16 protein-coding genes are annotated in these 18,491 nt (G+C 59.9%); 6 read left to right on the top strand and 10 right to left on the bottom strand.

Annotated elements, in window-relative coordinates:
• The first annotated feature begins 44 nt into the window (after window positions 1-44).
• Together KGA97_RS04710 and yccS are read left to right on the top strand one after the other, a co-directional pair.
• On the top strand, window positions 45-1,223 hold the full coding sequence (locus tag KGA97_RS04710; protein ID WP_223414047.1) for an NAD(P)/FAD-dependent oxidoreductase: 1,179 nt from the start codon (window positions 45-47) through the stop codon (window positions 1,221-1,223).
• Between the two features lie 223 nt (window positions 1,224-1,446).
• Window positions 1,447-3,630, top strand: coding sequence for a YccS family putative transporter (gene yccS / locus KGA97_RS04705; RefSeq protein WP_207284855.1), 2,184 nt, complete (start codon window positions 1,447-1,449; stop codon window positions 3,628-3,630).
• A 117-nt stretch (window positions 3,631-3,747) separates the two neighbouring features.
• On the opposite strand, the gene KGA97_RS04700 is transcribed toward yccS, so the two are convergent.
• Entirely contained in the window at window positions 3,748-4,485 is a 738-nt protein-coding gene (locus KGA97_RS04700; protein WP_008033284.1) for a substrate-binding periplasmic protein, read from the bottom strand.
• A gap of 256 nt (window positions 4,486-4,741) precedes the next feature.
• On the opposite strand from KGA97_RS04700, the gene KGA97_RS04695 reads away from it, so the two are divergent.
• Window positions 4,742-5,194 carry a GNAT family N-acetyltransferase gene (locus tag KGA97_RS04695; RefSeq protein WP_008044754.1) on the top strand — a complete coding sequence of 151 codons (453 nt, stop codon included), beginning with the start codon at window positions 4,742-4,744 and terminating at the stop codon, window positions 5,192-5,194.
• A gap of 98 nt (window positions 5,195-5,292) precedes the next feature.
• Here the strand turns inward: KGA97_RS04695 and KGA97_RS04690 are convergent, their stop codons facing one another.
• The 3 genes from KGA97_RS04690 to KGA97_RS04680 are packed head-to-tail and all read right to left on the bottom strand — an operon-like array spanning window position 5,293 to window position 8,266.
• On the bottom strand, window positions 5,293-5,589 hold the full coding sequence (locus KGA97_RS04690) for a helix-turn-helix domain-containing protein (RefSeq protein WP_008033286.1): 297 nt from the start codon (window positions 5,587-5,589) through the stop codon (window positions 5,293-5,295).
• 15 nt (window positions 5,590-5,604) lie between these two features.
• Window positions 5,605-6,096, bottom strand: a complete 492-nt coding sequence (locus tag KGA97_RS04685; RefSeq protein ID WP_032832888.1) for a YgjP-like metallopeptidase domain-containing protein — start codon at window positions 6,094-6,096, stop codon at window positions 5,605-5,607.
• Between the two features lie 46 nt (window positions 6,097-6,142).
• Window positions 6,143-8,266 (bottom strand): putative bifunctional diguanylate cyclase/phosphodiesterase, encoded by a 2,124-nt coding sequence (locus KGA97_RS04680; protein WP_223480275.1) that lies wholly within the window; start codon window positions 8,264-8,266, stop codon window positions 6,143-6,145.
• A 322-nt stretch (window positions 8,267-8,588) separates the two neighbouring features.
• Between KGA97_RS04680 and KGA97_RS04675 the strand changes: the two genes are divergently transcribed.
• Window positions 8,589-9,257 (top strand): polysaccharide lyase family 7 protein, encoded by a 669-nt coding sequence (locus KGA97_RS04675; RefSeq protein ID WP_207284858.1) that lies wholly within the window; start codon window positions 8,589-8,591, stop codon window positions 9,255-9,257.
• A gap of 192 nt (window positions 9,258-9,449) precedes the next feature.
• Here the strand turns inward: KGA97_RS04675 and fba are convergent, their stop codons facing one another.
• The 6 genes from fba to tkt form a co-directional block, all read right to left on the bottom strand.
• On the bottom strand, window positions 9,450-10,514 hold the full coding sequence (fba, locus tag KGA97_RS04670; RefSeq protein WP_007981624.1) for a class II fructose-bisphosphate aldolase: 1,065 nt from the start codon (window positions 10,512-10,514) through the stop codon (window positions 9,450-9,452).
• A 235-nt stretch (window positions 10,515-10,749) separates the two neighbouring features.
• Window positions 10,750-11,082: an MliC family protein gene (locus KGA97_RS04665; protein WP_008045002.1), complete on the bottom strand. Its 333-nt coding sequence runs from the start codon at window positions 11,080-11,082 to the stop codon at window positions 10,750-10,752.
• Window positions 11,083-11,138: 56 nt separating this feature from the next.
• Window positions 11,139-11,360 (bottom strand): hypothetical protein, encoded by a 222-nt coding sequence (locus KGA97_RS04660; RefSeq protein ID WP_008033291.1) that lies wholly within the window; start codon window positions 11,358-11,360, stop codon window positions 11,139-11,141.
• A 34-nt stretch (window positions 11,361-11,394) separates the two neighbouring features.
• Window positions 11,395-12,558 (bottom strand): phosphoglycerate kinase, encoded by a 1,164-nt coding sequence (locus KGA97_RS04655; protein WP_008033293.1) that lies wholly within the window; start codon window positions 12,556-12,558, stop codon window positions 11,395-11,397.
• A 12-nt stretch (window positions 12,559-12,570) separates the two neighbouring features.
• On the bottom strand, window positions 12,571-13,623 hold the full coding sequence (epd, locus tag KGA97_RS04650) for an erythrose-4-phosphate dehydrogenase (protein WP_008033294.1): 1,053 nt from the start codon (window positions 13,621-13,623) through the stop codon (window positions 12,571-12,573).
• 182 nt (window positions 13,624-13,805) lie between these two features.
• On the bottom strand, window positions 13,806-15,803 hold the full coding sequence (gene tkt, locus KGA97_RS04645) for a transketolase (protein ID WP_008033295.1): 1,998 nt from the start codon (window positions 15,801-15,803) through the stop codon (window positions 13,806-13,808).
• Between the two features lie 260 nt (window positions 15,804-16,063).
• On the opposite strand from tkt, the gene KGA97_RS04640 reads away from it, so the two are divergent.
• Window positions 16,064-17,059: an ArsR/SmtB family transcription factor gene (locus KGA97_RS04640; protein ID WP_207284861.1), complete on the top strand. Its 996-nt coding sequence runs from the start codon at window positions 16,064-16,066 to the stop codon at window positions 17,057-17,059.
• Between the two features lie 18 nt (window positions 17,060-17,077).
• Window positions 17,078-18,268: a methionine adenosyltransferase gene (gene metK, locus KGA97_RS04635; RefSeq protein WP_008033298.1), complete on the top strand. Its 1,191-nt coding sequence runs from the start codon at window positions 17,078-17,080 to the stop codon at window positions 18,266-18,268.
• Window positions 18,269-18,491 lie beyond the last annotated feature (223 nt).

Genomic DNA, 18,491 nt, shown 5'->3' with positions numbered 1-18,491 from the left:
CTCCCACAGTTAGTTTTGTGGTGAGACAACTGGAGGACACCGTTTTGCGCTCTACCGAAGTCGTGATCATTGGCGCTGGCGCCGCAGGGTTGATGTGTGCGCTGACCGCCGCCGGGCGCGGGCGCAAGGTGATGTTGCTCGACCACGCGAACAAGGCCGGCAAGAAAATCCTGATGTCGGGCGGTGGCCGCTGCAATTTCACCAACATGTACACCGAACCGGGCAATTTTCTCTCGCAGAACGAACACTTCTGCAAATCCGCACTGGCGCGCTACACGCAGTGGGATTTCATCGGCATGGTCGCCAAGCACGGCGTGCCGTACCACGAGAAGAAACTCGGCCAGTTGTTCTGCGATAACAAATCCAGCGACATCCTCGAAATGCTGCTCAACGAGTGCGATCAGGTTGGCGCCAGCCTGCACCTGGACACATCGATCCAGACCATCGAGAAGCTGGAAAGCGGCTATCTGCTGGACACCACACTGGGCCAGATCACCTGTGAATCCTTGGTGATCGCCACGGGCGGCCTGTCGATCCCGACCCTCGGCGCCACCGGTTTCGGTTACCAGGTCGCGAAGCAGTTTGGCCACGAATTGTTGCCGACCCGCGCCGGCCTGGTGCCTTTCACCATCACTGATCAGCTCAAAGAGCTTTGCACCGAACTGTCCGGTACGTCGGTGGATTGCCTGGTGAGCTGCAACGATCAGAGCTTTCGCGAGAACATCCTGTTTACCCATCGCGGCCTCAGCGGTCCGGCGATTTTGCAGATTTCCTCGTTCTGGGAATCCGGCGACCCGGTAGAGATCAACCTGATGCCGGATCACGATGTGCCGAGCTGGCTGCAACAGCAGCAGGCCGAACGTCCGAACAGCGAGTTGAAAACCCTGCTCGGTGAAATCTTCACCAAGAAGATGGCCAACCTGCTGGCGGACAACTGGTTCGTCTCCAAACCGATGAAGCAATACACCCACGCGGAAATTGCCGACATCGCCGAGAAGCTGGCGAGCTGGAAAGTGGTGCCGGCCGGGACCGAAGGCTACCGCACGGCCGAAGTGACCTTGGGCGGTGTCGACACCAACGAAGTCTCGTCCAAGACCATGGAATCGCTGAAAAGCCCTGGGCTGTATTTCATCGGCGAAGTGCTCGACGTGACCGGGCATCTGGGCGGTTTCAACTTCCAGTGGGCGTGGGCCTCCGGGTACGCCGCTGCGCAATTCGTCTGACACAACCAATAACCTGTGGGAGCGAGCCTGCTCGCGATAGCGGTCTGACAGTCGACATCAATGTTGAATGTGCCGGCCTCATCGCGAGCAGGCTCGCTCCCACATTGATTATGGGTGGTTCGATAAAGGAACAGATTTTGCTGTCAGATGTGATCGGCGCCATTGCGTCGGCGTCATTACTGGCTCAATTTAGCGTCATTGCCTCGGAAGGCCCTCGCACTTCATGCCATCGACCCCTTTTCGTCAGTCCCTGCGTCGCCTCTGGGCGCTGGATAAATTCAGTTACAGCGTGCGGGTGTTCATCGCCCTGACCGGCAGCATGGCGCTGTGTTGGTATCAGGATGAAATGGGGCTGCTGATCCCGTTGTTCCTGGGGATCATCGCCAGCGCCCTGGCCGAAACCGACGACAGCTGGCAGGGCCGCCTCAATTCGCTGGCCGTAACGCTGGTCTGCTTCATCGTCGCGGCCCTGTCCGTCGAACTGCTGTTCCCCTACCCCGTCCTGTTCATCATCGCTTTCGCATTGGCCGCTTTCTGCCTGACCATGCTCGGTGCGCTCGGCGAACGTTATGGCGCGATTGCCTCGGCGACGTTGATTCTGTCGGTCTACACCATGATCGGCGTGGACCAGCGCGGCGGCGCAGTGACCGATTTCTGGCACGAACCGGTGCTGCTGGTGGCCGGCGCGGCCTGGTACGGTTTGCTTTCGGTGTTGTGGCAGGCGATGTTTTCCAACCAGCCGGTGCAACAGAGCCTGGCGCGGTTGTTCCGCGAACTGGGCTTTTACCTGAAGCTGAAATCGTCGCTGTTCGAGCCGATCCGGCAGATGGACGTGGAAGCGCGCCGACTGGAACTGGCCCAGCAGAACGGTCGGGTCGTGGCGGCCCTGAACGCTGCCAAGGAAATCATTCTGCACCGGGTCGGCAACGGTCGACCGGGCTCGAAAGTCAGCCGTTACCTGAAGCTCTACTTCCTCGCTCAGGACATCCACGAGCGCGCCAGCTCCTCGCACTATCCGTACAACGCGCTGGCCGACGCCTTTTTCCACAGCGACGTGCTGTTCCGCTGTCAGCGCCTGCTGCGCCAACAGGGCAAGGCTTGCCGAGCGCTGGCGGAATCGATCCAGATGCGCCAGCCATTCATCTATGACGCCAGCTTTGCCGAAGCCCTCAGCGACTTGCATGCGTCCCTCGAACACCTGCGTGTCCAGAGCAACCCGGCCTGGCGCGGACTGCTGCGCTCCTTGCGCGCCCTGGCCGCCAACCTCGGCACCCTCGACCGTTTGCTCAGCGATGCGAGCAACCCCGACGCCCTCGCCGACGCCACCGACAGCAGCCTGCTCGACCGTTCGCCACGCAGCCTCAAGGATGTGTGGATTCGCTTGCGCACGCAGCTGACGCCGACCTCGCTGCTGTTCCGCCATGCCCTGCGTTTGCCCCTGGCGTTGAGCATCGGCTACGGCATGGTGCATTTGATTCACCCGTCGCAGGGTTACTGGATCATCCTCACCACGCTGTTCGTCTGCCAACCGAACTACGGTGCGACCCGCCGCAAGCTCGGTCAGCGGATCATCGGCACCGCCATCGGCCTGACCGTGGCGTGGGCGCTGTTCGATCTGTTCCCGAATCCGCTGATCCAGTCGTGCTTCGCCATTGCCGCCGGTGTGGTGTTCTTTATCAACCGCACCACCCGCTACACCCTGGCCACGGCCGCGATCACGCTGATGGTGCTGTTCTGCTTCAACCAGGTCGGCGACGGTTACGGCCTGTTCCTGCCGCGACTGTTCGATACCTTGCTCGGCAGCCTGATTGCCGGCCTGGCGGTGTTCCTGTTCCTGCCGGACTGGCAGGGCCGACGCTTGAACAAAGTGCTGGCCAACACCCTCACCTGCAACAGCATTTACCTGCGCCAGATCATGCAGCAATACGCTGCCGGCAAGAGCGACGACCTGGCTTATCGCCTGGCCCGGCGCAACGCGCACAACGCCGACGCGGCGCTCTCGACGACGCTCGCCAACATGCTGATGGAGCCGGGGCATTTCCGTAAGGAAGCGGATGTCGGGTTCCGTTTCCTGGTGTTGTCGCACACCTTGCTCAGCTATTTGTCAGGACTGGGTGCGCACCGTGAAACCCAACTGCCGACGGACGTGCGCGAGCAATTGATCGAAGGGGCCGGCGTGAAACTGGCGGCGAGCATCGATGAAATCGCTCAAGGGTTGGCGAGCAAACTGCCGATTGCGATTCAGAGTGATGAGGAAGAGGCGCTGGCCAATGAGCTGGAGCAGATGCCGGACGAGATCGATGAAGGGCAGCGATTGGTGCAGACGCAGTTGGCGTTGATCTGCCGGCAGTTGGGGCCGTTACGGACGTTGGCGGCGCATTTGATCAAGGACACCGGCGAGGATTGAGATTTGTGGTGAGTGGGCCGGCCTCTTCGCGGGCAAGCCTCGCTCCTACAAGTATCGCCGCGATACCTGTAGGAGCTAGGCTTGCCCGCGAAGAGGCCATCAGCAACACCGCAAAAACTACATCCCGTGCTGCTTCATCAACTGCTCATAACTGCCATCCGCTTTCATCTCCGCAATCTCACGGTCGAAACTGGCCACGATCTCTTCATGGTGCGGATTTTTCAGACTGACCAGAATGTGCAGGCTGTTCTCGCTCAACGGCTTGGGCAGGAACTCCACGGCATTGCGCACCTTGGCGGACTCCCGGGCCAGGTAATAACGAGCGACGTATTCGTCTTCCAGCGTCAGCTTGACCCGATCGGCAGCGACCATGCGCACGGCCATGGCGAAGCTGTGCACCGGGACCTTCTGCAGCGAGGCGTCCTCATCGAACGCCGGTGAATAGGCGTAGCCGCGTACCACTGCAATCGGATAAGTGTGCAGCTGCTGCAGGTTGTTGTATTCGATCGGTGCGTCCTTGCGCTTGAGAAAGCGCACGCGGTTGAGCAGGTACTCGCCGGAAAACCGGCCGAGCCTGGTGCGCTCTTCGGTATACCAGGCGTTCACCAGCACATCGTAACGGCCTTCGCCCACACCCATCAGGGCACGTGCCCAGGGCACCTGTTCAAAGTCACTTGCATAGCCGGCTCGCGCCAGCGCGGTGCTGACAATGTCTGTCGCCAGGCCGCCATTGAGCAGCGTCGCATCAGTAAAGGGTGGCCAGGCATCGGCTACCAGTCGCAGCTTTTCCGCTGCCGCGCTCTGAGTCAGCAACAGCAATCCGATCAAGGCCAAAGCTCGATGCAATCGCGGCATGCTCGAAAATCCTTAGCGGGCGGCTGCCCGACGTGTTTTCAGCCAAAACTCCAAGGCCCCGTAACGGCGAAACCCAGGTACCAACATTAGCTCATCGAAGCCACTGCACAGCGCTTCAGCCCAGATTACACAAAGAAGACAACGCCGCGCGAATTGAATGATGGCATTTTGGCCTTTGTCACAGATTTCTCTGCCATAAAGACATCTTTCGCCCAGGCGATTAGTATCGGAGCGACTAGGTCAACGGAATGTGAAGATGACAATCGATTGGATCTGCAAGCACCACAGTGATCTGGGCAAAGAGCAGCTGTACGCCATTCTGCAGCTGCGCTCAGAGGTTTTCGTTGTGGAGCAGAAATGCGTCTATCAGGACGTGGACGGCCAGGATCTGGAGGGTGACACCTGCCACTTGATGGCCTGGGACGGCGATCGGCTGGTGGCGTACCTGCGCTTGCTCGACCCGGAATTACAGGGCGGCGATGTGGTGATCGGCCGGGTGCTTACCGCCCCGCAAGCGCGCGGCAAAGGGTTGGGTCATGAGCTGATCGCCCTGGCGTTGAAGCAGGCTGGGAAGCGTTGGCCTGATGTGCCGGTTTATCTGTCGGCGCAGGCGCATTTGCAGGGGTATTACGGGCGGTACGGGTTTGTCGTGGCGGGTGAGGAATACGTGGAAGATGGTATTCCGCATATCGGGATGCGTCGTTCTTGAGGGCCTCTTCGCGGGCAAGCCTCGCTCCTACACAGACTTCACTGTTTCTGTAGGAGCGAGGCTTGCCCGCGAAGGCGCCAGATCAAACACCGCAGGAGCTAGGGATATTCCAACACCGCTTTAATCTGCCGCAGATTCCGCTCGATCCATCCCCGATCAATCGCTCCCCACTCGCGAATCCGATAGCGCCCCGCATGATTGCGCGCGCCCTCTTCCTGCTCGAACTCGCAAACGATATCCAGATCCGCCAACGCAGCAATGGTGTCCTGCGCCGTGCGCCGGGGCATGCCGGTCACGTCGGTCAATGCCGGGACGCTGCTGGCCAGCCCACTGTCGATCAGGTACGCCACGTATAAACGGCGATAGAAGCTGCTCTTGGTCTTGCTCACGTCCATCCACACACTCCTTGGCTACTGCATTTCCCGCCACGTCAGGTACACCCGCAAATCGAATTCGACCTGGTGATACCCCGGCAACATGTGTTCGCACAGCTTGTAGAACGCCTTGTTGTGATCCGATTCCTTGAAGTGCGCCAGCTCATGCACCACGATCATTTTCAGGAACTCGCAAGGCGCTTCCTTGAATAGCGAGGCCACGCGAATTTCTTTCTTGGCCTTGAGTTTGCCGCCCTGCACCCGCGAGATCGTGGTGTGCAGGCCGAGGGCGCGGTGGGTCAGGTCCAGACGGTTATCGAACAACACTTTGTCGATGGCCGGGGCATTACGCAGGTATTCCTGCTTGAGGTCCAGGGCATAGGCATACAGCGCCTTGTCACTCTGCACGTCGTGCTTTTGCGGGTAGCGTTTGTCCAGGTAATCGCCCAGCCGACCTTCGGTGATCAGCCAGCGCACCTGGTCCTGCAACTCTACGGGATAGGCCTGAAGGTATTTCAACGCGGTCATCGGGATAGGCAACATCAATTACTGAAAGGCCGCCAGTGTAGCGAATTCAGTCGACCAACGTGCTCCAGTCGAACGGCCGCACAAAGTCGCCGACGTCTTCGGCCATCATCGGCCGCGCCACCAGGAAACCTTGCACGTACTCGCAACCATTGGCTTGCAGCCATTCATATTGCGCGACGGTTTCCACGCCTTCGGCGATCACCAGCATCCCGTACTGCTTGCACAGGTCGATCACATTGCGCACCAACGCCGCATCCCGCGAGGAGTCCGGCAACCGGGCAATCACATGCCGGTCAAGCTTGAGCGTGTCCAGTTCCAGATCCCGCAGATGCGACAACGAGCACGGCCCGGAGCCGAAATCATCCAGCGCCACCCGCACCCCCAGATTGCGCAGCAGGCGCAGTTGTTTGCGGGTTTCATCGGGGTTGTGCATCAAGGCCTCTTCCGTGACCTCGACCTCCAGATGCCGCGCCTGCAAGCCATGGCGCTCCAGCACCTGACGCAACTCGGTGACCAGGTTGGGCATGCCGAACTGTGTACTGCTCAAGCTGACGCCCAACACCAAATCTTCGGCAAACAAGGTTTCCCAGGCTTTGCGTTGCCCGGCGCCGCGATGATAAATCCAGCTACCCAGGCGACTGATCAACCGCGCCTCTTCCAGCAACGGCAAAAACAGCCCCGGCGGCACGTCGCCGACGCTCGGATGCTGCCAGCGCAGCAGGGCTTCGAACCCACGAATCTGCCCTCCGGCAATGGCCACCTGCGGTTGATACACCAGATTGAAATCGCGGTTTTCGATGGCGGTGCGCACACTTTCTTCGAGCATCAGCCGTGAGCGCGCCCGACCGTTCATGTCATGGTCGTAGAAGCGATATTGCTGACGCCCGGCACGCTTGGCTTCGTACATGGCGATGTCGGACGCTCGCAGCAAACCATCGAGATTGGCCCCGCAATCCGGATACGTGGCGATGCCGATGCTTGCCCCGAGGGCGATATCCAGCCCATCGATCTGCTGACAGATCGACACCCGCTCAATCAGCTTCTCGGCAATCTTGGCCGCTTGCTCGGGGAACTCCAGATCGAGCAGCGCCGTGAATTCATCGCCGCCCATGCGCGCCAGAATGTCGAAGGGTCGCAAGCAAGCCTTCAATTGTTCGGACACCCAGCGCAACACGCGGTCGCCGGCATCGTGACCAAGGGAATCGTTGACCCGTTTGAAACCGTCGAGGTCGAGGTACAGCAACACCCAGGCGCTGTCGTTACGCTCACCGCGCAGCAGCAGGTTTTCCACGGTCTGATAGAAACCACGGCGATTGAGCAGGCCGGTCAACGGGTCGGTCACCGCCTGGAATTCCAGCTGCTGATGCAGATGACGCACCACCGACATGTCCAGCACCGTCACCACCATCGCGTGTTGCTCGGTTGGCAATGGCGCGCATGAAAGTGCGACAGGCACCTGCTGGCCCGGCGCCGTACGCAATAGCGCATCGTGCAGGCGCAGGGTTTCGCCGCGTTTGTAACCGGCCAGCAGTTCTGAATCGGCCCAGACCGGAATATGCGGCTTTTGCAGGTAATCCAGAAACTCTTTGCCTTGCAGGTCTTGCACCGTGGCGTTGAGCAGTCGCGACATCGCCGGGTTGGCAAAGCGGATCAAACCGTCCTCGCCGACCACCAGGATGCCTTCGGCGGCATTGTCCAGCACCGAGGCGTTGAAGGCGCGCGCGACCTCCAGATCGTGGCTCAGGCGCTGCAACGCCCGGCGATTGCGCTGATGCTCCAGCAGCGCCTGGACTTTGGGCTTGAGAATCTGCGGGTCGAACGGTTTGAACAGGTAATCCACCGCTCCACTGGCGTAGCCCTTGATCACGGCATCCTGGGACTGTTCGTTGGCGGTGAGGAAAATGATCGGCGTGAGACGGGTGCGCTGACTGCCGCGCATCAGGCGCGCCACTTCAAAACCGTCCATGCCCGGCATCTGCACATCCAGCAGCACCAGGTCGATATCGTGTTCGAGCAGAAGGCCGAGGGCTTCGAAACCGGACGCAGCAGTAATGACCTGCCAGTCCTGGCGCTGCAGCAACGCGCGCATGCTGATCAGGTTTTCAGGGTAATCATCGACGATTAAAAGGGTTGAGCTGCCTTCGGCTGGCGTGGGTTGCGCGCATTCCATGCTGCTTCTCTATGTCGGGGCGTCAGGCCGGTTTCTCGTGAAAACCGGACAAATGTTACGTCTTCACTCTAGACCGGGATTCGCGAAAGCAGAAGATATCAGTACGCCATCATTTAACTAAAGGGTTCATTGCCCGACTAACGGTCGCCTCTACAGCCCGCTAAAACCGGGAAAGATGGCCTTTTAACAGGATTTTGACGTCATCCATTTGTCAGACAGACGTTAACAAAATAGCCTTCTACGCTTATAAAGACCGCCCCCAAAGGCGCGTGCTAGAGCTTCTGGTACGTCCGTGCCGCAAAAATTCGTGGAAGCTTTGCCTATGATCGATCTCGCATCCTGGAACCTCAGCGTTCCCGTCGGTAACCCGCCGTACACCGTTGAAACGGCCAAACTGGTGAATGGGTTCAAGGATCAATACTTCCACTCCGACACCGGCACACTGTTTTTCTGGTCGCCGGTGACTGGCACCCGCACCGAAAATGCCAAATACCCCCGCACCGAACTACGGGAAACCTACAGCAACGGCACCCTGAAAAACTGGTACTACCCGGACGCCGACAACTCCCTGCGCGCCACCCTGGCGGTGAACCAGGTGCCGAGCTCCGGCAAAATCGTCATCGGCCAGATCCACGCCTACGAAAGCCAGAAACCCATGGTGAAGGTCGAGTATCAGTACAAGACCACCACCAAGACCGGCAACATCGTCGCCAAAGTGCGCATGCACCCCGATGACGACGTAGGCCGGGTAATCACCATCGCCACTGGCGTGAAGCTGGATCAGGAGTTCTCCTACCTCATCCACCTCAGCCCTGGTGGTGCGTTGGGCATCAGTGCCGCGGGTTATCAGTGGGACACCAACATCAGCGCCACGTGGCGGGTCAAACCCCTGTACTTCAAGGCCGGGGTGTATGTGCAGGACAACACCGGGTACACCAGTGAAGGCGGTAAAGTGACATTTAGCAAACTGGATATTGATCACGATAAGTGATGTGAATCACGGCAGAACCTGTGGGAGCGAGCCTGCTCGCGATGGCGGAGTGTCATTCAACGTTGAAGTCGCCTGACACCCCGCCATCGCGAGCAGGCTCACTCCTACAATGACCGCATTCAACCAAGAGTCATCGCCCATAAAAAAACCCGCCTCTCGGCGGGTTTTTTGTGCAACTCAAACGCTGAAGGCTTAGTTAACCTTGGCGTTCAACTCACCTTTCAGATAACGCTGATACATCCCTTCCAGCGAAATCGCTTTGATCTTCGAAGCGTTGCCGGCAGTGCCGAAGGCTTCGTAGCGAGCGATACACACATCACGCATCGCAGTCACGGTCGCGCCGAAGAACTTACGCGGGTCGAATTCGCTCGGGTTGGTGGCCATCAGGCGACGCATCGCACCGGTGGACGCCAGGCGCAGGTCGGTGTCGATGTTGACCTTGCGCACGCCGTGCTTGATGCCTTCGACGATTTCTTCAACCGGTACGCCGTAGGTTTCTTTGATGTCGCCGCCGTACTGGTTGATGATCGCCAGCCACTCTTGCGGAACCGAAGACGAACCGTGCATTACCAGGTGGGTGTTCGGGATGCGCTTGTGGATTTCTTTGATGCGGTCGATGGCCAGTACGTCGCCGGTAGGCGGCTTGGTGAACTTGTACGCGCCGTGGCTGGTGCCGATGGCGATGGCCAGGGCGTCAACTTGAGTGCGTTTGACGAAGTCGGCAGCTTCTTCCGGGTCGGTCAGCATCTGGCTGTGATCCAGAACGCCTTCAGCGCCGATGCCGTCTTCTTCACCGGCCATGCCGGTTTCCAGCGAACCCAGGCAGCCCAACTCGCCTTCTACCGAAACGCCGCAGGCGTGAGCCATGGCGACGGTTTGTTGGGTAACACGGACGTTGTAGTCGTAGTCGGTCGGCGTCTTGCCGTCTTCGCCCAGGGAGCCGTCCATCATCACCGAGCTGAAGCCCAGTTGAATGGAGCGCTGGCAGACGTCAGGGCTGGTGCCGTGGTCCTGGTGCATGCACACCGGGATGTGCGGGAATTCTTCGATTGCCGCCAGGATCAGGTGACGCAGGAACGGTGCGCCGGCGTATTTGCGAGCACCGGCCGACGCCTGGACGATCACCGGGGAGTCAGTCTTGTCAGCGGCTTCCATGATGGCGCGCATCTGCTCAAGGTTGTTGACGTTGAAGGCTGGAACGCCGTAGCCGAACTCGGCTGCGTGGTCCAGCATCTGGCGCATGCTGATAAGTGCCATTGTGTGTGTCTCTCCCGGTTTGGGTCGTTAATCGTGCCAGCCTGCCGGAGCGGCGGCGGCTATTCAAGTTATTGCAGATCGGGGGTTAATCCAGTCCGCTCATTCGGTATTACGCAGAAACCCTGTAGGAGCGAAGCTTGCTCGCGAAAGCGGTTTAACTGACACCACATGCGTTGAATGTGGCGCCCTCTTCGCGAGCAAGCTTCGCTCCTACAGGCTTGGCACAAGCCTTCAATTACTCGGCTTTACAACCGCGGCCGATCAAATCGTTGGTGGCGACCCAGTAAACCAGGCCTTCCTCACCTTTTATGTGAAACGCCAGCATGTCGTTGCTGTACAGCGAACCTTCGGCGCCCGGCTCGAGCTTCAGGCGATAGACCTGATCGGCCCCACCGAGGCGCACGTCGACGGCCTTATGGCTGTCATCAGTGTAGCGCCAGACCACTTTGGCCTGGCTGTCGCAGGTCCAGGTGGCCCAGCTGTCCGTCGATTGGGCCGGCTTGAACAGGTCAAAATTCGAGCAACCTGCCAGCAGCACCAGCGCCGTAATGGCGATAAAACCTTTCATCCGTGTTCCTCGACTGACGGCGCACGCTGCCAGCCCTGAGTAAGGAGTCAGACCCGTCAAGGACAACCATGTTCCTTGGCGGGGGTCTGTGTTTCGTATTTGTCCAGGCCATCAGGCCCGGAACGCTTGTTGAGCACCGGGTTGGTTTCCGCTTGCCAGTCAGCCTGGTAGCAGCTTTTTTGTACCGATTGCGGCGCAGGTTCCGGTGCGGCCTTCGGGTTACTCCCGCAAGCCGCCAGTGAACCGGCGACGATCAACAGCGCTAGCGTCTTGACCATCTGAACACTCCTTTGCCTGGTCAAATCAGCGACCTCAGGCCTTGGCCCGACTTTCCAGGACTTCTACGGCCGGCAACACTTTGCCTTCGACGAATTCGAGGAATGCGCCGCCGCCGGTAGAAATGTAGGAGATCTGATCCGCTACGCCATATTTATCAATGGCCGCCAGGGTGTCGCCGCCGCCCGCGATGGAGAACGCCGAGCTTTCGGCGATGGCCTGGGCCAAGACTTTGGTGCCGTTACCGAACTGGTCGAATTCGAACACGCCGACCGGGCCGTTCCACAGGATGGTCTTGGACGACTTCAGCAGCTCGGCGAAATTCGCCGCGGTCTGTGGGCCGATGTCCAGGATCATGTCGTCTGCCGCCACATCGGCGATCAGCTTGACGGTGGCGGTGGCGCTTTCAGCGAATTCCTTGGCGACCACCACGTCGACCGGCAGCGGCACGCTGACTTTGGCGGCGATGGCGCGAGCGGTGTCCAGCAGGTCCGGCTCGTACAGCGACTTGCCGACCGGGTGACCGGCTGCGGCCAGGAAGGTGTTGGCAATGCCGCCGCCGACGATCAGCTGGTTGCAGATCTGGCTCAGGCTGTTCAGTACGTCGAGCTTGGTCGACACCTTGGAACCGGCAACGATGGCTGCCATTGGTTGAGCCGGAGCGCCGAGGGCTTTGCCCAGTGCGTCCAGTTCAGCGGCCAGCAACGGGCCCGCGGCCGCGACTTTGGCGAACTTGGCCACCCCGTGGGTCGAACCCTCGGCGCGGTGAGCGGTGCCGAAGGCGTCCATCACGAACACGTCGCACAGGGCGGCGTATTGCTGGGCCAGTTCGTCAGCGTTCTTTTTCTCGCCCTTGTTGAAGCGCACGTTTTCGAACAGCACGATGTCGCCGGCCTTGACGTCAACGCCGCCCAGGTAATCGGCAACCAGCGGCACTTCGCGGCCCAGGGCCTTGCTCAGGTAGTCAGCGACAGGCTTGAGGCTGTTCTCGGCCGAGAACTCGCCTTCAGTCGGGCGGCCTAGGTGCGAGCAGACCATCACGGCCGCGCCTTTTTCCAGGGCCAGCTTGATGGTCGGCAGCGAGGCCAGGATTCGCGCATCGCTGGTGACAACACCGTCCTTGACTGGGACGTTGAGGTCTTCGCGGATCAATACGCGCTTACCTTGCAGATCGAGGTCGGACATCTTCAACACGGTCATGGGTCGCACTTCCTACGGTTTTTTTGAAGTTGCTGTTTGCAGATAGTGTTCTGCAACGTCCAGCATTCGGTTGGCAAAACCCCATTCGTTGTCGAACCAGGCCAGGATGTTCACCAGCCGCGGGCCGGAAACTCGGGTCTGACTGGCATCGACGATCGCCGAATGTGGGTCATGGTTGAAATCACAGCTTGCGTGGGGCAGCTCGGTGTAGGCCAGCAGGCCTTTGAGCGGGCCGCTGGTGGCAGCCTCGCGCAGAATCCGGTTGACCTCGGTGGCGTCGGTATCGCTCACGGTCTGCATCGTAATATCGAGGCAAGACACGTTCACCGTCGGCACCCGCACGGCTTTGGCCTGAATTCGCCCGGCAAGTTCCGGCAACAGGCGTTCGATGCCGCGCGCCAGACCAGTGGACACCGGAATCACCGACTGAAACGCCGAACGCGTACGGCGCAGGTCTTCGTGGTGATAGGCGTCGATCACCGGCTGATCGTTCATCGCCGAGTGGATGGTGGTGATCGACACGTATTCCAGGCCGATGGCCTGATCCAGCAGGCGCAACAGCGGCACGCCGCAGTTGGTGGTGCAGGATGCGTTGGACACCAGCAGCTCGTCGCCGGTCAGGCAATCCTGGTTCACGCCGTAGACGATGGTGGCGTCGACATCCGCCTCGCTGGCCATCGGCTGGGAAAACAGCACGCGTGGTGCGCCGGCGTCGAGGAAACGCTGACCGTCTTCACGGGTGTGGTAAGCGCCGGAGCACTCCAGCACCAGATCGACGCCCAGGGACGCCCAATCGATGCCTTCGGGGGTGGCACTGCGCAGGACCTTCACGCAGTCGCCATTAATATGCAGACAATCGCCGTCGACCTTCACCTCGCCGGGAAAACGCCCGTGCGTGGAGTCGAAGCGTGTCAGGTATTCGATGCTGGCCATGTCCGCCAGATCGTTGATCGCGACAATTTCAAACCCGGCCGCCGAGCCTCGCTCAAACAACGCACGCAAGACGCAACGACCAATCCGGCCGTAGCCGTTGAGTGCAACTTTGTAGGGACGCGGTTGAGGCATGGGGTTCTCGATGACGCTTGGGAATGTGGTCGCCAGGCCTGCCGTCTTCGCGGGCAAGCCTCGCTCCTACAGGTTTGCGATTGTTGAGGATCGGGATGACCCCAATTCCGCCAACAACGCTATCCCTTGTAGGAGCGAGGCTTGCCCGCGAAGGCGTCAGCCCCGATAACGCAACTTCTGGATCAGTCTTCCAGCAGCTCTTCAGCCTGACCCAGGATGTTTTCCAGGGTGAAGCCGAACTCTTCGAACAAGGCTGGCGCAGGCGCCGACTCGCCGTAGGTGGTCATGCCGATGACGCGACCTTCCAGGCCCACGTACTTGTACCAGTAGTCCGCGTGAGAGGCTTCGATGGCGATGCGGGCGCTGACCTGCAACGGCAGGACCGATTGCTTGTAGTCGGCGTCCTGGGCATCGAACACGCTGGTGCACGGCATCGAAACGACGCGTACTTTACGACCCTGCTCGGTCAGCTTGTCATAAGCCTGAACCGCCAGGCCGACTTCGGAACCGGTGGCGATCAGGATCAGATCAGGCTCGCCTGCACAGTCCTTCAACACGTAACCGCCACGGGAGATCTCTTCGATCTGAATCGCGTTGCGGGTTTGGTGCTGCAGGTTCTGACGCGAGAAGATCAAGGCCGAAGGACCGTCCTTGCGCTCCAGTGCGCACTTCCAGCTCACCGCCGATTCCACGGCGTCGGCTGGACGCCAGGTGTCGAGGTTTGGCGTGCAGCGCAGGCTGGCCAGTTGCTCGATAGGCTGGTGAGTCGGGCCGTCTTCGCCCAGACCGATGGAGTCGTGGGTGTATACGTGGATTACGCGCTGCTTCATCAAGGCCGACATGCGCACAGCGTTGCGGGCGTATTCCATGAACATCAGGAAGGTCGCGCCGTAAGGCACCAGGCCGCCGTGCAAGGCAACGCCGTTCATGATGGCGGTCATGCCGAACTCGCGTACGCCGTAGTACATGTAGTTGCCGCTGGCGTCTTCAGCCGTGACGCCTTTGCAGCCTTTCCACAGGGTCAGGTTGGAACCGGCCAGGTCAGCGGAGCCGCCGAGGAACTCAGGCAACAGCGGGCCGAACGCGTTGAGAGCGTTCTGGCTGGCTTTACGGCTGGCGATGGTTTCGCCTTTGGCAGCGACTTCAGCGATATAAGCATCGGCTTTCTCGGTGAAGTCGGCCGGCAGATCACCGCTCAGACGACGAATCAGTTCGTTCGCTTCGGTCGGGAAAGCGGCGGAGTAGGCAGCGAAACGCTGGTCCCACTCGGCTTCGGCAGCGCGGCCGGCTTCCTTGGCGTCCCACTCGGCGTAGATGTCGGCCGGGATTTCGAACGGACCGTGGTTCCACTTCAAAGCAGTACGGGTCAGTGCGATTTCCGCGTCACCCAATGGGGCGCCGTGGCAGTCTTCTTTACCTTGCTTGTTCGGCGAACCGAAACCGATGGTGGTCTTGCAGCAGATCAGGGTCGGCTGCGCGCTTTTGCGAGCGGTCTCGATGGCGATTTTGATCTCTTCAGGATCATGACCGTCGACGTTGCGGATCACCTGCCAGTTGTAGGCTTCGAAACGCTTCGGCGTGTCATCGGTGAACCAGCCTTCGACTTCGCCGTCGATGGAGATGCCGTTGTCATCGTAGAAGGCGATCAGCTTGCCCAGGCCCAAAGTACCGGCGAGCGAGCCGACTTCGTGGGAAATGCCTTCCATCATGCAGCCATCACCCAGGAACACATAGGTGTGGTGGTCAACGATGTTGTGGCCCGGACGGTTGAACTGCGCCGCCAGGACTTTTTCAGCCAGGGCAAAACCCACGGCGTTGGCCAGACCCTGGCCCAGTGGACCGGTGGTGGTTTCAACGCCCGGGGTGTAGCCGAGCTCCGGGTGACCCGGGGTGCGGCTGTGCAGTTGACGGAATTGCTTCAGGTCATCGATCGACAGGTCGTAGCCGGTCAGGTGCAGCAGCGAGTAGATCAGCATCGAGCCGTGGCCGTTGGACAGCACGAAGCGGTCACGGTCGGCGAACGATGGATTGCTCGGGTTGTGCTTCAGGTAGTCACGCCAAAGTACTTCGGCGATATCCGCCATACCCATCGGGGCACCGGGATGGCCGCTGTTGGCTTTTTGCACGGCATCCATGCTGAGGGCACGAATGGCGTTGGCACGCTCACGACGGCTGGGCATCGCTGATCTCCTAGGGTTTGAATAAAACGAAACGGAAAAAAGGCGAGCATTTTCCCTCACAGGCATGCCTCGCGGCAATGACAGATAGTCATCTGAAGGCGTTTTTCCAATGGATAAAGACGGTTTCGGCTGGTGAAACCTTTCTGCTATTCGTTTGTAGAGTGAAACAAGTCATCAGAAGTGCCACCCATCGAGCAATATCAAAACTTTTTGATATTGCTCTTGCGGTACTTTCTGACCGTCACTAGACTGCTGGCCCTATGAATTTACGCGTGCCTTCCATTCAACATGACGAGAGCGATGAGCTGGCGGCCCTGTGCAAGGCCGGTGGCGATCCTCTGCGGCTGAATGTATTGCGCGCGCTGGCCAACGACTCGTTTGGCGTACTCGAACTGGCGCAGATCTTCGGTATCGGCCAGTCGGGCATGAGTCATCACCTCAAGGTACTGGCCCAGGCTGACCTGGTGGCGACGCGCCGTGAAGGCAACGCGATTTTCTACCGTCGCGCCCTGCCCCACACCGACCTGCTCGGCGGCAAGTTGCACGCCGCGCTGCTCGAAGAAGTGGACAACCTGACCCTGCCTGCCGATGTGCAGTCGCGGATCGGCCAGGTCCACGGGCAACGCGCAGCGGCCAGCCAAGACTTTTTCTCACGGGTCGCGGAGAAGTTTCGCGCCCAGCAAGACCTGATTGCCGGCCTGCCGCAGTACCGCGAAAGCGTGGTGGCCTTGCTCGATAAACTGAGCTTCAGCGAAGGCGCCACGGCCATCGAAGTCGGCCCTGGCGACGGTGCTTTTCTGCCGGAACTGGCGCGCCGTTTCACTCACGTCACCGCGCTGGACAACAGCCAGGCGATGCTCGAATTGGCGCGGCAGGTCTGCGAACGTGAAACGCTGGCTAACGTCAGCCTGCAACTGGCCGATGCATTGAATGGCGTAAGCCTCAAGGCCGATTGCGTTGTACTGAACATGGTGCTGCACCACTTTGCCGCGCCGGCCGATGCGCTCAAGCACATGGCCAAATTGCTGCAACCGGGCGGTAGCCTGCTTGTGACAGAGTTATGTAGCCACAACCAGAGTTGGGCCAGGGAGGCCTGCGGTGATCTCTGGTTGGGGTTTGAACAGGACGATCTGGCCCGTTGGGCCACCGCTGCGGGACTCGTTCCCGGGGAAAGCCTCTATGTAGGCTTACGTAATGGTTTCCAGATTCAGGTCCGCCACTTTCAGCGGCCAACTGGCGACACTCACCATCGGTAAATTCAGGAAAAAATCGAGATGAGCGAATACTCCCTCTTCACCTCCGAGTCCGTGTCCGAAGGGCATCCGGACAAAATCGCCGACCAGATTTCCGATGCGGTGCTGGACGCCATCATTGCTGAAGACAAGTTCGCCCGTGTGGCGTGCGAAACGCTGGTAAAAACCGGCGTGGCAATCATCGCAGGTGAAGTCACCACGTCGGCCTGGGTCGACCTGGAAGAAATCGTGCGTAACGTCATTCTGGACATCGGCTACAACAGCTCCGATGTCGGCTTCGACGGCGCCACTTGCGGTGTGATGAACATCATCGGCAAGCAGTCCCCTGACATCAACCAGGGTGTTGACCGTGCCAAGCCTGAAGATCAGGGCGCCGGCGACCAGGGCCTGATGTTCGGCTACGCCAGCAACGAAACCGACGTGCTGATGCCAGCACCGATCACCTTCTCGCACCAGCTTGTGCAACGGCAAGCCGAAGCCCGTAAATCCGGCCTGCTGCCTTGGCTGCGCCCAGACGCCAAGTCGCAAGTGACTTGCCGTTACGAAGGCGGCAAGGTTGTCGGTATCGACGCCGTTGTACTGTCGACCCAGCACAACCCTGAAGTGTCGTACAAAGACCTGCGCGAAGGCGTGATGGAGCTGATCGTCAAGCACGTGCTGCCTGCCGAACTGCTGACCAAAGACACCCAGTTCCACATCAACCCGACTGGCCAGTTCATCATTGGCGGCCCAGTGGGTGACTGCGGTCTGACCGGTCGCAAGATCATCGTCGACAGCTACGGCGGCATGGCCCGTCACGGCGGCGGCGCGTTCTCCGGTAAAGATCCATCGAAGGTTGACCGTTCGGCTGCCTACGCCGGTCGTTACGTGGCGAAGAACATCGTCGCTGCCGGCCTGGCCGAGCGTTGCGAGATTCAGGTTTCCTACGCGATCGGTGTTGCCCAGCCGACTTCGATCTCGTTGAACACCTTCGGCACCGGCAAAATCAGCGACGACAAAATCGTCAAACTGGTTCGCGAAGTGTTCGACCTGCGTCCATACGCAATCACCACCATGCTTGACCTGCTGCACCCGATGTACCAGGAAACCGCAGCGTACGGCCACTTCGGTCGTACCCCGGCGACCAAGACCGTTGGCGAAGACACCTTCACCACGTTCACCTGGGAAAAAACCGACCGCGCCGACGACCTGCGTTCGGCTGCCGGCCTGTAAGACCTCCCCGGCGGTACCAAAAGCCCTGCACGGTTCGCCGTGCGGGGCTTTTTATTGTCTTGCCTTTGAGACCGAGTCGCTCCCATCGCCGGCAAGCCGGTCTCGCTCCTACATTGGAATGCATTTCCCTGTAGGAGCGAGCCTGCTCGCGAAGAGGCCAGCCCAGTCACCCGGAAACACCAGGCAAAACACCCACCGTCCCCGCCAGAAAATACTGACTAGC

It is taken from the genome of Pseudomonas sp. BF-B-15, assembly GCF_019946675.1.
GTDB lineage: Bacteria > Pseudomonadota > Gammaproteobacteria > Pseudomonadales > Pseudomonadaceae > Aquipseudomonas > Aquipseudomonas migulae.
This window is presented reverse-complemented; position numbering and strand designations above follow the sequence as displayed.

Bases quoted from the DNA above. Each gene is read 5' to 3' on its own strand.
- yccS (WP_207284855.1), top strand. From the start codon at position 1,447: ATGCCATCGACCCCTTTTCGTCAGTCCCTGCGTCGCCTCTGGGCGCTG.
- KGA97_RS04700 (WP_008033284.1), bottom strand. From the start codon at position 4,485: ATGCCGCGATTGCATCGAGCTTTGGCCTTGATCGGATTGCTGTTGCTG.
- KGA97_RS04695 (WP_008044754.1), top strand. From the start codon at position 4,742: ATGACAATCGATTGGATCTGCAAGCACCACAGTGATCTGGGCAAAGAG.
- KGA97_RS04690 (WP_008033286.1), bottom strand. From the start codon at position 5,589: ATGGACGTGAGCAAGACCAAGAGCAGCTTCTATCGCCGTTTATACGTG.
- KGA97_RS04685 (WP_032832888.1), bottom strand. From the start codon at position 6,096: ATGACCGCGTTGAAATACCTTCAGGCCTATCCCGTAGAGTTGCAGGAC.
- KGA97_RS04680 (WP_223480275.1), bottom strand. From the start codon at position 8,266: ATGGAATGCGCGCAACCCACGCCAGCCGAAGGCAGCTCAACCCTTTTA.
- KGA97_RS04675 (WP_207284858.1), top strand. From the start codon at position 8,589: ATGATCGATCTCGCATCCTGGAACCTCAGCGTTCCCGTCGGTAACCCG.
- fba (WP_007981624.1), bottom strand. From the start codon at position 10,514: ATGGCACTTATCAGCATGCGCCAGATGCTGGACCACGCAGCCGAGTTC.
- KGA97_RS04665 (WP_008045002.1), bottom strand. From the start codon at position 11,082: ATGAAAGGTTTTATCGCCATTACGGCGCTGGTGCTGCTGGCAGGTTGC.
- KGA97_RS04660 (WP_008033291.1), bottom strand. From the start codon at position 11,360: ATGGTCAAGACGCTAGCGCTGTTGATCGTCGCCGGTTCACTGGCGGCT.
- KGA97_RS04655 (WP_008033293.1), bottom strand. From the start codon at position 12,558: ATGACCGTGTTGAAGATGTCCGACCTCGATCTGCAAGGTAAGCGCGTA.
- epd (WP_008033294.1), bottom strand. From the start codon at position 13,623: ATGCCTCAACCGCGTCCCTACAAAGTTGCACTCAACGGCTACGGCCGG.
- tkt (WP_008033295.1), bottom strand. From the start codon at position 15,803: ATGCCCAGCCGTCGTGAGCGTGCCAACGCCATTCGTGCCCTCAGCATG.
- KGA97_RS04640 (WP_207284861.1), top strand. From the start codon at position 16,064: ATGAATTTACGCGTGCCTTCCATTCAACATGACGAGAGCGATGAGCTG.
- metK (WP_008033298.1), top strand. From the start codon at position 17,078: ATGAGCGAATACTCCCTCTTCACCTCCGAGTCCGTGTCCGAAGGGCAT.